Source organism: Flavobacterium sp., assembly GCF_043720215.1.
Lineage (GTDB): Bacteria > Bacteroidota > Bacteroidia > Flavobacteriales > Flavobacteriaceae > Flavobacterium.
In genome coordinates this window covers 1-14,374 of sequence record NZ_JAYSSZ010000083.1, presented here as the reverse complement: position 1 = coordinate 14,374, position 14,374 = coordinate 1, and the positions used below count along the sequence as shown (strand labels likewise).

The following is a 14,374-nucleotide window of genomic DNA, read 5'->3' as shown; positions in this document are numbered from 1 at the left end:
CCATTTGTAGATGTAATTACGACGATGTTAGACGATTCTATACCATTAACAACAGGAGAATATGACGAATGGGGAAATCCTAACGTAAAAAAATATTACGATTATATGAAATCGTATTCGCCATATGACAATGTTATTGCACAAAAATATCCAAATATGTTAGTAACCACAGGACTCCATGATTCGCAAGTGCAATATTGGGAACCAGCAAAATGGGTGGCAAAATTAAGAACTTTGAAAAAGGATGATAATTTTCTTTTCTTAGATACTAATATGGATGCTGGACATGGAGGTGCATCTGGACGCTTTGAAGCACTGAAAGAAGTTGCTAAAGAATTTAGTTTTTTGTTAGATTTAGAAGGAATTACGAAATAATTAATTTTTTTTTTATACATTTGCAAAGTTTTGGAGTTATTAAATATTAAAAAATAATGCCTCGATTTACTATAATATGAAACAAAATATAAAAGCTTATAATAACGTTTTGGAACTAATAGGTAACACCCCACTTATTAAAATCAATAAAATTACTGAAGAATTGAAAGGTAATTTTTATGCTAAAGTGGAGGCCTTTAATCCAGGACATTCTACTAAAGACAGGATCGCATTATATATCATTGAAGAAGCTGAAAAACAAGGAATATTAAAACCCGGAGATACAATTATAGAAACTACCTCTGGTAATACAGGTTTTAGTTTAGCAATGGTTAGTATTATAAAAGGATATGAATGTATTCTAGCAGTAAGCTCTAAATCTTCTGCAGATAAAATAGATATGTTACGTAGTTTAGGGGCGAAAGTTTATGTTTGTCCAGCACATGTATCTGCTGATGACGAACGTTCTTATTATAATGTAGCAAAACGTTTGCACGAAGAAACGAAAGGATCAGTATATATCAATCAATATTTTAACCAATTAAATATTGATGCACATTATAAATCTACTGGACCTGAAATTTGGGAACAAACTAATGGGCAAATTACACACTTAATTGCTTGTACAGGAACAGGAGGAACACTTTCTGGCGCTGCCAAATTTTTAAAAGAACAAAACCCGAATATTAGAATTTTAGGTGTTGATGCTTTTGGTTCTGTGATAAAAAAATATCACGAAACTAAAGAATTCGATAACGACGAAATTTATCCTTATAGAATAGAAGGTTTAGGTAAAAACTTGATTCCTACAGCAACGGATTTTGATTTAATAGACAAATTCGTCAAAGTTACCGATGAAGAAAGTGCTCACATGACAAGAAATATTGCAAAAACTGAAGGTCTTTTTGTAGGATATACTTCAGGAGCAGTTATGCAAGCTATTTTGCAATATGCAGACGAAGGTGAGTTTGATGAAAACAGCAATGTTATTGCAATTTTTCCTGATCACGGTTCACGTTATATGAGCAAAGTATTTAGTGACGAATGGATGAATGCTCAAGGTTTCTTTGATAGTATAAATCTTGAAGAGGCTCAGAAAATAGAATATATAAAATAAAATTTTAACGATTTGATATAAAAAACTCCAGATTTTTCTGGAGTTTTTTGTTTTCTAAAAATCTCTAAACTGTAAGTTACTTAAATTCTTATAAATACCATTTTCTATTTCTATCAACTCTTTGTGCGTTCCTTGTTCTGTAATGACACCATTGTCAAGAACTAAAATCGTATCAGCGTTTCTAATCGTAGATAATCGATGTGCAATAATAATACTAGTCCTTCCTTTCATTAGTGTTTCTAAAGCTTCTTGAACTAGTTTTTCGCTTTCGCTATCTAGTGATGAGGTTGCTTCGTCAAGAATTAGAATACTAGGATTTTTTAACAAAGCACGGGCAATAGCAATTCGTTGGCGTTGTCCTCCAGATAATTTGATTCCTCGTTCTCCAACAATAGTTTCAAATTTCTCAGGGAAACCATTTATAAAGTTTAGCGCATTAGCTTGTTTGGCAGCATTCTTAATTTCTTCTTCAGATGCATCTGGTTTTCCGTAAGCAATGTTTTCTCTAATGCTTCCACCAAATAAAATGACATCTTGTGGCACAATACTCATATTACCACGAAGATGTTCTAAATCATAATCATAAATATTTTTATCATCTATAAGAATCGAACCACTTTCTATATCGTAAAAACGAAGCAATAATGAGGATATTGTCGATTTCCCAGCTCCACTTGGTCCTACAATAGCTATTTTTTGTCCAAAACTAGCTTTGAAACTAACATCTTTTAAAACCTGAATTTCTTTTCTAGACGGATACGTAAATGCTACATTCTCAAAAGTTACCTCTCCTTTTATTTTTTCTGTATTAGATAATTGTGTTGTGTTTATTTTCTCTGGAGTTTCTTCTAATAATTCGAAAACACGTTCAGTTGCTCCAACTGCTTTTTGTATTTGTGCATACAATTCGGCAATTCCACCCGAAGAGACCCCTACATAAGTAGAGTAGAGTACAAATGAGATTAAGTCACCAACCGTTATTTCTCCAGCAATACTAAGTGTAACACCATACCAAATGACAGCTACAACTGTTCCGAACATACAGAAAATAATAAACGAAGCAAAATAACCTCTATATTGTCCTCCTTTTATAGCGACTTTTACAACTTCACTTATTTTATTTTTGTAACGAGCAATTTCGTACCATTCGTTTGCAAAAGCTTTAACAACTGTAATGGCTTGCATAGATTCGACAACTATTTCTTGACTTTCAGCAACTTGATCTTGCAGTTTTTTCGCATATTTTCTGATGAATCTTCCAAAGAAAACAGCAATAATAGCTACAAGCGGCACTACTGATACCATCATCAGAGTTAATTTGATATTGATAAAGGATAATAGAATAAAACTGCCAATTATTAATATAAATTGTCGTAAAAATTCTGCAATAGTAGTGGCTAAAGTGTCTGATATTTGATTGATGTCGGTGCTAATTCGACTGTTTAATTCGCCTGCACTTTTTTGAGTAAAAAAATCCATAGGCAATTTTATCAAGTTGCTGTATAAAGCTAGGCGTAAATTAGCCAATGTATTTTCGGTATAATTTACAAATAATGATATTCTGAAAAAAGAGAAAAAAGATTGAAAAAGTAAAATAAAAAGCAATCCTAATGCAATGTTATTTGCTTTCGATAGATCTTTTGCATTCACACAATCGACTAACATTCCCATTAGTTTTGGAAAGGCTAAAGCAGTAGCGCCTGTTAGTAATAAAAAAACCAATCCAAGATAGAATTTCCATTTATGATTTCCAGCATATTTGAAGATTAATTTTGCTTTGTTTAATGAAGATGAGGTAATTTTAGATTTTGGTAAATCATTTTCTATTCGTCTAGCCATTTGGATTTGTTTTACCACAAAAATACTACAAATGGTAGATTTATAAATGGTTGTAATTTTGGTTTTTAGTTAAATTTAATATAAAAAAAACGCTGTTTCATTTTTTAAGACGAAACAGCGTTTAATGTTTATTATTATAAATCTAGTTTTTAATAATATTCAAGTATTAATGATTAATTAGAATTTTAATACGCCAATTTGTTCTAGACCTAATAATAAAAAATTACCACTAGTTTTTATTATATTCCTTAGAATTAATCTTTCATTAGATTCTTTTTGATTTATAATAATTTGTCTGTTTATTAATCCTTTTTCTGAAAATTCATAAAGATAAATTCCATTTTTATTAGCGTTAAAATTTGAAACATCATTATAATTTTTTTCTTCAGTATAATTTATATTGTCTAAATTATCTTCAATAAATATATTTAGCTTATTATCATTATCGATGCACACTGATGAAGTATTACCTGTTTTTCTGAGGCTATTTCCTTTCAAATAATAAGGTATTTTATAAACAAAACTTACTTCACTTTTATTTGTTAACTTTAAAATGGCTATATCTCCATATTCAACTTCAGTTCCAATATTAAATTGTTTAGTAACTATTAGAATTTCATTATTCGGAAACTTTTTTATAGTTTCAACGACATAAGGTATTTTGTCTTTTGATTTTAATTCTTTTGGATAAAGATTTTCAATTGTCTTTTCGATTGAGTTAGTCTCTTGTAATGTATTTGAATCATATTCAGTCAAGTAAAATTTTCCAGGAAACCTTTTTTCTTTAATATCTGATTTGAATCCTGTAACATAAAACTTATCATCTTCAAATAAAACATTTAAAGATGTTGTAGCAAGATTTTCCTCAAATCCGTATTTTAATACTTTTTCTTCTAATTTTGAATTAACAACTATTAATGAATAAAGGTTTTTGCTTTGTATAGTGTAATTATCGTTTTTGAAATGATACAATAAGGTAATATATAAATTTGCGGTGTTATCAATTAGTATTGAATTCAAATTTATATAGTAATCATTATCTTTAAATGTATATTCATATTTTGGTTTATCTAGTTTTTCAACTTCAAATACTTTTATTTGCTTTCTTTTTTCTATACGAGAATATAATCCACCATTTGCTATTAAATTATTTTGAACAATAAAAAAATAATTATTGTTTGGTGAGAACTTAATCTCAAATTGAAATATAGGTGCCCAAGATCCAGTTCCATTTTTTAATCCTACGATTCCTCCAGAAATTTTAGATAAATCACATGTAGAAAGTAAAATTTTAGTATAAGGTTTTTCTAAATTTAAGTCATATATATAAGCAAATAATTCGATTTTTTTTTCTTCAAAATTAAACTCTTTTATAAAATGAATCAACTTATCATTTAAAAGTTTAGAACTGCAGTATTGAATTTCTTTATCTTTAAAAATATATTCACTGGTAACTTCTTTATATATCTTTAAATCTTTAGTATATATTGAAGTTACAATTCTGTTTTCATCATTTATTCTAGCAATATAATAACTATTGTTTATTTCTCCTAAGGGAATTATTTCCTTATTTTTAAATGATTCAGACCATCTGATTGATGTTTGTTGAGAATGAAGTAAAGTAAAGTTTAATATTAATATTATATAAATATATTTTTTCATTTCGTTTTTTCAAGTATGATTATTCTTGCATAGTATGATATACGTTCATTACGTCGTCATCTTCCTCAATTTTTTCTATTAATTTTTCTACATCAGCCATTTGAGCTTCGGTAAGTTCTTTTGTGATTTGTGGAATACGTTCAAAACCAGAAGATAAAATTTCAATTCCTCTTGTTTCTAATTCTTTTTGAATGGTTCCGAAGCTACCAAAAGGTCCGTAAATTAAGATTCCGTCTTCATCTTCAAAAACTTCTTCTGCACCAAAATCGATTAATTCTAATTCTAATTCTTCTGGATCCATTCCGTTTGCAGGAATTCGAAAATTACAAGTATGGTCAAACATAAATTCAACCGAACCTTGCGTTCCCATTGTTCCATTACATTTATTAAAATAGCTTCTAATATTAGCAACAGTCCTGTTATTATTGTCGGAAGCAGTTTCTATTAAAATCGCAATTCCGTGTGGTGCATAACCTTCAAAAAGTATTTCTTTATAGTTTGCTGTGTCTTTGTCAGTTGCTTTCTTAATAGCACGTTCTACATTTTCCTTCGGCATATTTACTGCCTTCGAGTTTTGTATCACAGCTCTTAATCTTGAATTTGCTTCAGGATTTGGCCCACCTTCTTTAACCGCCATGACAATATCTTTACCAATTCTGGTAAATGCTTTGGCCATTGCCGACCAACGCTTCATTTTTCTTCCTTTTCTAAATTCGAATGCTCTTCCCATTTCTTTATGAGTTTATTTTAAATTAGTGCAAAAATAGAATTATTCAATTGTTTTAAAATATTTTATATTAGTTTTTTAGAAAAATTTTAAAAAATACACTCCATTATTTTAAATCCTCCATAATTCTGATTGCTTCAAAAATACGGAAGTTTGTTTTTAAATTCTTAATTTGTTTCTTATTTATAGATTCTAAGTAATTATTTATACTGGATTTTTGTGTATCATAAGTTGTATTTGTTGCACCAAAAGAATATTCTGTTTTAGTAAATTCTTCTATTTCTTTCCAACTTTTTGTAAACTCACTTAATTTATCAAAAAGAGTATTAAACTTTAGAGTAATAGGAGGCAGGCTAGATGTATAAATTTGATTAAACTTTGCTTTTAGTCTGATTATTTTTTGAAATTCTGTATTGGTTTCTGTTTTTTTGGTATAATGTAAAATAGCTTTTTTTTGCTTTTCATTCATTGGAAAATTATCGGTGTTTACTATACTTTCAACAGTATCATTCTTGAAAGCAGTTTTAAAACTATTTTCTCTTGGCATTTGATCGTCAAATATATTTGGTATTTCAATATCAGGTTTTATACCATTATATTGATTGCTTTTTCCAGTCACTCGATAAAATTTGCCAAGAGTTACTTTTACAAATTTGTCTTTTTCGTCTTTTAAAGGTAAAATTTCTTGATAAGTGGCTTTTCCTAATGATTTTGTTCCAACTACAACTGCCAGATTGTAATCTTGCATGGCATTTGCAAAAAACTCACTTGCTGATGCTGAAAATCCATTTATTAAAATAATGATTGGACCTGTGTAAATACTTTTTGATTTTCGATTTCCAATAATTCCTTCCTTGTTTGTTTTATTTCTATCTTGTCCTAAATACAAGGTATTTATAAATAGACCGCACATATTTATTGCTTCTTGCATAGAACCTCCTCCGTTGTTCTCTAAGTCTATTATTAAACCAGAAATAGCATCTTCTTTTAGTTTAAAAATTTCTTTGCTTACATCATCACTAACATTAGTTTTTCCATTTTCTAAAGTGGAATAAAAACTAGGAATTTTTATATAGCCTGTTTTATGATTATCTCTTTCTAGTATATAACTATAGACACTGTTTTGGTAATCTTTCATTATTTGTTTAGTGAGGTTTACGGTGTAAACTTCTCCACTTTTTTTCCTGAGAGTAAAAGAACCATTTTTGTGCTCGTTAGAACTTAGTGTTTTTTCTATTTTTTCAAAATTATAGCAATTTACTAAGTATTCTTCTTCTTTTGATTTGATTTTGATGAATTGATCTCCTAATTCAACTTTTTCTGAAAAGTAAGCAGAACTACCAGGTAATATTTCAACTACTGAAATATTATTTTTTTCTTTTACAGAAAGCGTAAGTCCAAAAGTGTAGTTGTCAGCACTTACATATGATAGAAAATCAGATTTTTCATTTGTTGAAAAATATTCGGTATGTGGATCGAAATAAGCACAAAAAACAGTAAAAAATCGGGTGTTAAATTCTTCTATTGAAAGATTATACTTTGTAGACTCACAAGAATAATCATCAAAAACTTTTTGTTTAGAAGTTTGTGAAATACTATTAAATACGTTTACTAGGGAATCTTTATTGTGGCTAATTTCAGAAACGTCTTTGAGGACATCAAAAAGCATACGTTTTTTATTCACTCTTTTTAATTCGCTCTCGTTTTTGAAATAAGGTGTACTTTTTTTATAAAATCTAATTATTTCAGGACTATCTAAAGTGAAATATTCTTTTTTTATAGTTTCTATAATAGTAGAGTGTCGATTAACGGCATTTTTATATGTCGTATAAAATTCGTTTAAGAAGTTGCAATCTTGACTATTTATATAATTGTCTAGTTTGTATTTATGTTTTTTAAGAACGTTAATCTCGGATTCTAAAAACAAATCATTTCGGTCATCTAAAGTTTGCAGAAAAGTAGTAAAAAGATAAGCCGATAAACTATCATTTATCGGCTTTGGTCTGTAATGAAACTCTTTAACTAATGCGTCAATTTTAGATAAAGTAATACAAGCATTCGTTTCAGATTGCGCAGTTATTTCTTTTGAGAAAAACAAAATCAGAAATAAAATTATTTTTCTCAATTATTTATTTTTTATAAAACGGCAATTTTACCACTTTTGCTAATACATCATTTTTTCTAATTCTGATAAAAATATCGCTGTCAACTGCAGAAAATGAAGTTGGTACATAACCTAGACCAATTCCAACATTCATACTTGGCGACATAGTTCCTGAAGTTACAATTCCTATTACATTTCCAGTGGCATCAACAATTTCGTAATCGTGACGAGGCACAGCGCGTTCTTGCATTTCAAAAGCAACTAATTTTTTAGAAACACCTTCTTCTTTTTGCTTTTTTAAATTAGCTGAATTAGTAAATTCTTTATCAAATTTTGTAATCCAACCCAATCCGGCTTCTAATGGTGAAGTGGTATCGTTGATATCGTTTCCGTACAAACAGAATCCCATTTCTAAACGTAAAGTATCACGAGCAGCTAATCCAATAGGTTTGATTCCGAAAGGTTTTCCAGCTTCAAAAATTTTATTCCAAATAGCTTCTGCATCTTCATTTTTGAAATAAATCTCAAAACCACCAGAACCAGTATAACCAGTTGCTGAAACAGTTACATCTTTTAAACCTGCAAATTCTCCAATTTGAAAAGAATAATATGGCATGTTTATCAAATCGATAGAAGTTAATGATTGCATGGCTTCGGCAGCTTTTGGACCTTGAATAGCTAGTAATGAGTAACCATCAGAAAGATTTTGCATATCGACACCCAAATCATTGTGTGATGAAATCCAGTTCCAATCTTTTTCTATGTTTGAAGCATTTACAACTAACATATAATTATTGTCTGCAATTTTATAAATGATTAAATCGTCTACAATTCCGCCATCATTGTTTGGTAAACAAGAATATTGTGCTTTTCCGTCAACTAATTTTGAAGCATCGTTTGAAGTTACTTTTTGTATTAATGCCAAAGCGTTTTCGCCTTTTAAGAAAAATTCTCCCATATGAGAAACATCAAAAACACCAACTCCAGTACGAACAATCTCATGTTCTGCGTTTACTCCTTCATATTGAACAGGCATATTGTAACCTGCAAATGGAACCATCTTAGCTCCTAAACTTTCGTGAATGTGTGTTAATGCTGTATTTTTCATTGTGTTTTTTGAATATAATTTTAAGCTGCTAATTTATTGATTTTTCTTAAAAAAGAAGTGCTTAAAAAAGAAAAAAATTATTTAAAATCTTGTTAAGGATAGTCATAATTATTTTAATATCTTTGCGAAAATTAATTCAATTATGAAAAGATAATAATATTTTAGGAAAATATATAGCATTAAGCTTTAAAATACTCTGATTCGAAAATCGCCAAAATTTTTAAGTACACAGAGTAAATAGGTAAATGCTCACGCGCAGGCGTGGGCTGTCCTGTTTTTGTGTACTGGGTGTTTGGCGATACCTCGGATTAGAACAGTGTACAGTTCCACGCTTTGTAATTTTTTATAAAGTGTGACTGTTAAAATTTAACAGAACAATTTATAATCGGAAATTCCCTTAAAGTTCAATTTTTTTCATGTATGAAATAAATTGTATAGAAGAAGAAGTTATAAGAAGATGTAAATAAGGATGTTAGAGGCAGATGAATTAACTAAAAAACATCCAAATCTGTCTTTATCCACAAGTGTGGGAATGGGATTTACATTAATATAATGAAAAAAATTGTTATTATTGCAGTAGTACTTATTACTACTGTTTTTAGTTCTTGTGAAACAGAATTATTTGAAGATTCAAACTCACAAAAGATTAGTGCCGATTTAAGTTTAAAAGACGGTAGAATGGTTTTTCAAAGTAAAGAAGCGTTAGTTAGAGTATACAAACAATATGCAGAAGCTTCTGATGAAAAATTAAGTAAATTTTTAGAACCAATGTATAAAAATGGGTTTTATTCTTTAAGACCAATAGTTACAGAAAGTAATGAGGTATTTTTATTTGAACATTACAAAGAAAAAATAAGAAATAATGATTATTCTAAAACTACAGAAGAAGATTCTTTTGATTATTTAGATGATATAGAAGATATTATTGGAGATGATGCTTTTGCAGCATTTTTAAATTCAGATGCAGAGATTCAAGTTGCAGATGAAATTTATAAATATACAGATGTTGGTTTGTTTTTTACTAAAGAAATTAAGCTAGATATTATGGAAGAGTATTTAATTTCAAAAAATATTTCTTTAGACTTAAGAGTTGAAACGACATTACCTGTTAAACAAGCTATTCTTGCAGAATTTCCTTCAGATTATATTGATGGAGTTACAGTTATAAATGAGGATATTAGTTATTTTAAAATCCCACCTCCTGATGATTGCTATATTTCTGAGGGTATTCCTTGTGGCGGTGGAAGCGGGGGGGCTCGTTCTGGAGTTTATAACAATACGAATTCAGACCCAAGTTATCTATCTTTTTTATCTTACTTAGGTAATTGCTCTCCGGATAGTGGACTTTTTGGTAATCTTTTTGGAGACAATAATGTATGTATTGACAAATACGAAGATAGAAGGAGAGTTAAAACTAAAGCTTTCAATTATAATTATTTGTTAGTTTATCATATGGGTGTAAAATGTGTTCATCAATATAAAGGTTGGACTGGTTTTTGGAGAGTTGAGGCAACTGATGAAATTAGGCTTGTTGTAGAAGCGGCACAGTTTCAGTATGATTTAGATGTTATGCTTGGGAATAATCAAGTGACTGATGTCATGAGACAAGCACATTTTTTTATGAATAATCAAAAAATCACGTTTAGTCCAAATTATACTATGCCTAATCCAACTATGACTTTACCAAATTTAGGTGCGGCATCAACCACTTACTTTGACGCATCATCATTGTCTCCAATTTTTCAAAATGATGGTATGGGATTAACTTTTGAATTTTATCAAACTGGTTGGGATGTACTAGATAATGGTATTCAAAATGGTATAGATAGTAATTTAAATGCATCTAAATTAAATAACTTATTTTACAATAATCTTTATACATTGGTAACTTCATCATTGAGAAGTGCACAAAATAATAGTTCATATACCCCACCTGCAAACAGAACAGCAGTTTTTAGATTTCCTCAAACAGGTAAACTAATTATACAAAAATCAGTCTTAGATCAAGGATTTAACATAGGTGTCCGTAAAAGAACTTTTGATTGGGGAGGTGAAATTAGAGTTAATGCTTCTGAATCTGCTAGTGGAACATGGAGTGTTTCTTCAGTAGGAGCAGGAAACCAACTTGCTAGACCTTCAAATTTTAGAGTAAAGATAATAGGCGCAGCCCGTCGTGGTGGTACTTGGCATGGAAGCAAATTTAGTATTGGAATAGATTAAAAAAATTATGAAAAAATTTCTTACACTATCTTTATTATTCACATCTTTTTTATACTCTCAAAATAAAAAGAGTAAAATTGAATATATAAATATGACTTCACTATCTATTACAAAAAATACGGAAAGTTATTTTTCAAATTTTGGTAGTAAAGATAGCAAAGAAACTAAAAATGGTTTTGGTCTTGACATAAACACTATTCACGGAGCAAAATTTTTTGATCATATTGCACTTTCAGCTGGAATTAGTTTAGATTGGAATATTAATAGAACTTTTTTATCGACTCCTTTAATTTTTGATTTAAGAGCTTTTTCAGGGAGTAATGCTGAAAATATTTTTTTTGTATACTTACAAACTGGTAAAAACTTAAAATGGTCAGATTCATTCAATGGAAATGGAACAAGTTCAAAATTTGGAGCTGGAGTAATCCTCGAGCATGATGAAGATATATCTTATTATGTTGATATTTATAAAAAATCTAAACAAATTTATTTGCAAAATAATTTAAATAATGAAAACTATAATATAAATGGTTATGGTATTTCACTAGGGGTAATCTTTTAAAATAAAAATATGAAAAAAAATATTGGTATATTAATTTTGTTAGTTTTTCAAACTAATTATTCTCAAGATATTAGTTTAGAAAAGTCATTATTTAATGTGCAAACAGGGATTTTAGGAATTTGGGGAAGTAATGAAGTAAGACTTACAAATTCAATTGCGTTGCGCTCAGAAATAGGGCTTGAAGCAGGTTTTTTCGGAGGTGAAGTTCGTGATAAAAATACTTTTTTATTAGCGCCAGTTATTGCTTTAGAACCAAGATGGTATTATAATTTAGAAAAAAGAGCTTCTAAAAGTAAAAATATTAAGAATAATGGAGTAAGTTTTGTAACGGCAGCATTAAATTATTATCCAGACTGGTTTGTGATTTCTAATAATTCAAATGTTATTGTTTATGATCAAATTACTATAATTCCGAAATGGGGAATTAGAAGAAATATCGCAGATAGTAAATTTAACTACGAATTAGGGGTTGGTCTGGGTTACAGACAGACATTTTTAAAAAAATATGGTTATCTAGATAACAAAGGAGAAACCGCATTAGATTTACATATTAGAATTGGTTATGCATTCTAAATTAGTAGAAAAAGAGAAGCAACTGCTTCTCTTTTGTTTTTCAATAATATTTAATAAATATGTTTTTGATAATATTATAAACAAATGTTGCATTTTAGCAAACATTTGCAGAATTTTGGAGTCTTAAAAATCGAAAATGAACAATACTCATTATATTACTTCCGATGTTATTTCTATTGAAGAAGTAGCTCAAATTATTTACGAAGGAAAACAAATTGCACTTTCAGAAGAAGCGACTTTAAATATCGAAAAATGTCGTGCTTATTTAGATAAGAAGATGCTAAATAATGACAAACCAATTTATGGTATCAATACAGGATTTGGTTCACTTTGCAATGTGATTATTTCTGATGAAAACTTGTCTAAATTACAAGAAAATCTAGTTAAATCTCATGCTTGTGGAACTGGTGATGAAGTACCGCAAGAGATTGTAAAACTGATGTTGTTACTTAAAATACAATCCTTAAGCTATGGACATTCTGGAGTGCAATTGCAGACTGTAAATCGATTAATCGATTTTTATAATAATGATATTCTTCCCATAATTTATACGCAAGGTTCACTCGGTGCATCGGGAGATTTAGCTCCTTTAGCGCATTTATCATTACCATTATTAGGAGAAGGCGAAGTATTTTATGAAGGTTTTAGACAGCCTGCTCATAAAGTTTTAGATAAAATGGGTTGGAAGCCAATCGTTTTGCAATCTAAAGAAGGTTTGGCATTATTAAACGGGACTCAATTTATGAGTGCTTACGGCGTTTATTCGTTAATAAAAATTTCGAAATTATCTTATTTAGCGGATGTTATTGCAGCAATTTCCCTAGAAGGTTTCGATGGAAGAATTGAACCGTTTAATGAGTTAATACAAATGGTTCGTCCGCACAAAGGACAAATAAATACCGCTCGTCGTTTCAATGAATTATTAGAAGGAAGTCAAATTATCGCTCAAGAGAAAAAGCATGTTCAAGATCCGTATTCTTTTCGCTGTATTCCTCAGGTTCATGGCGCCAGTAAAGACGCTTTCGATTATGCAAGAAAAACATTTAAAACCGAAATTAATTCAGTAACTGATAATCCGAATATTTTTATAGAAAGTGATATTATAATTTCTGGTGGAAATTTTCACGGTCAACCTTTGGCTTTGGCATTAGATTTTCTAGGAATTGCTGTGGCAGAATTAGGAAGTATTTCCGAAAGAAGAACCTACCAGTTAATATCTGGTTTACGAGATTTACCTCCGTTTTTAGTGAGTAATCCAGGTTTAAATTCAGGATTTATGATTCCGCAATATACCGCAGCAAGTATTGCTAGTCAGAACAAACAACTTGCAACACCTGCAAGTATTGATAGTATTGTTTCTAGCAACGGACAAGAAGATCATGTAAGTATGGGCGCAAATGCTGCGACAAAAACGTTGAAAATTGTTGAAAATCTAGAACGTATTTTAGCTATCGAATTAATGAATGCTTCACAAGCAATTGAGTTTAGAAGACCATTACAATCGAGTGATTTTATAGAAATGTTCCTGAAATCGTTTAGAGAAGAAGTACCGTTAGTTACCGAAGATAGAATTTTGCATTATGATATTGAAAAGGCTATTTTATTTTTGAACAGTTTTCAAATAGATGATTTGGAATAAAGTAAATTAACAAAAAAGAATGCCCAATTTTAGTAGTAAAATTGGACATTCTTTTTTGTTAGTGTATTAATTTATTTTTTGCGGAGTAACATGGTGGTGTGCATGCAAGAATATACTTGTTCAATTTTTTTTATATTCCAATCTTTTGCAACCATTTGTGCTATTATTCTTGTTTTGAAAGCATTATTTAGTGGTAATAAATTTATTAGAACACCGTATTTGCTTTTGCCTAAAATCCCTCTAATTTCGACCAAATCAAAATTATTTTTTATTTTGGTTAAAGTTGATTTTGTAAATGGCCATTCCCAATCTTTATCATCTTGAAAAGGTCTGTATAAGGCTCTAATCATTTTTATAGGCAAACTTGTTTCTAATGGATCATAAGACACAATTACACCATTTATATTTAATTTTTCTTTGAGTTTTGTGATTAATAAATCAAAATTTT

Annotated in this window: 11 protein-coding genes and 1 pseudogene; 6 read left to right on the top strand and 6 right to left on the bottom strand. The window is 29.5% G+C overall.

From position 1 onward, the window contains the following. Window positions 1-375, top strand: a 375-nt coding sequence (locus tag ACHZC3_RS04085) for a prolyl oligopeptidase family serine peptidase (protein ID WP_394758609.1), incomplete at its 5' end; no start/stop codon positions are given. A 76-nt stretch (window positions 376-451) separates the two neighbouring features. After that, a complete protein-coding gene (locus tag ACHZC3_RS04080; RefSeq protein WP_394758608.1) occupies window positions 452-1,492 on the top strand; it encodes a PLP-dependent cysteine synthase family protein in 1,041 nt (346 codons plus the stop codon). 54 nt (window positions 1,493-1,546) lie between these two features. Here ACHZC3_RS04080 and ACHZC3_RS04075 read toward each other — a convergent pair whose 3' ends face one another. The 5 genes from ACHZC3_RS04075 to gcvT all read right to left on the bottom strand — a co-directional run bounded on the left by ACHZC3_RS04075 (window position 1,547) and on the right by gcvT (window position 8,932). Further along, on the bottom strand, window positions 1,547-3,331 hold the full coding sequence (locus tag ACHZC3_RS04075) for an ABC transporter ATP-binding protein (protein WP_394758607.1): 1,785 nt from the start codon (window positions 3,329-3,331) through the stop codon (window positions 1,547-1,549). Between the two features lie 177 nt (window positions 3,332-3,508). After that, entirely contained in the window at window positions 3,509-4,993 is a 1,485-nt protein-coding gene (locus tag ACHZC3_RS04070) for a hypothetical protein (RefSeq protein WP_394758606.1), read from the bottom strand. Between the two features lie 19 nt (window positions 4,994-5,012). Further along, on the bottom strand, window positions 5,013-5,723 hold the full coding sequence (locus tag ACHZC3_RS04065; RefSeq protein ID WP_394758605.1) for a YebC/PmpR family DNA-binding transcriptional regulator: 711 nt from the start codon (window positions 5,721-5,723) through the stop codon (window positions 5,013-5,015). Between the two features lie 103 nt (window positions 5,724-5,826). After that, window positions 5,827-7,845 (bottom strand): S41 family peptidase, encoded by a 2,019-nt coding sequence (locus ACHZC3_RS04060; protein WP_394758604.1) that lies wholly within the window; start codon window positions 7,843-7,845, stop codon window positions 5,827-5,829. 4 nt (window positions 7,846-7,849) lie between these two features. Continuing rightward, a complete protein-coding gene (gcvT, locus tag ACHZC3_RS04055) occupies window positions 7,850-8,932 on the bottom strand; it encodes a glycine cleavage system aminomethyltransferase GcvT (protein WP_394758603.1) in 1,083 nt (360 codons plus the stop codon). Between the two features lie 552 nt (window positions 8,933-9,484). Here gcvT and ACHZC3_RS04050 point away from each other — a divergent pair. From ACHZC3_RS04050 to hutH, 4 genes are all read left to right on the top strand, one after another. Further along, window positions 9,485-11,152 carry a hypothetical protein gene (locus ACHZC3_RS04050; protein ID WP_394758602.1) on the top strand — a complete coding sequence of 556 codons (1,668 nt, stop codon included), beginning with the start codon at window positions 9,485-9,487 and terminating at the stop codon, window positions 11,150-11,152. A gap of 7 nt (window positions 11,153-11,159) precedes the next feature. After that, complete coding sequence (locus ACHZC3_RS04045) at window positions 11,160-11,714, top strand: hypothetical protein (RefSeq protein WP_394758601.1); 555 nt, start codon at window positions 11,160-11,162, stop codon at window positions 11,712-11,714. Window positions 11,715-11,723: 9 nt separating this feature from the next. After that, entirely contained in the window at window positions 11,724-12,287 is a 564-nt protein-coding gene (locus tag ACHZC3_RS04040) for a hypothetical protein (RefSeq protein WP_394758600.1), read from the top strand. Between the two features lie 136 nt (window positions 12,288-12,423). Continuing rightward, window positions 12,424-13,926 (top strand): histidine ammonia-lyase, encoded by a 1,503-nt coding sequence (hutH, locus tag ACHZC3_RS04035; protein ID WP_394758599.1) that lies wholly within the window; start codon window positions 12,424-12,426, stop codon window positions 13,924-13,926. 71 nt (window positions 13,927-13,997) lie between these two features. On the opposite strand, the pseudogene ACHZC3_RS04030 reads toward hutH, so the two are convergent. Then, window positions 13,998-14,374, bottom strand: a pseudogene (locus tag ACHZC3_RS04030) (class I SAM-dependent methyltransferase); the annotation flags it as partial.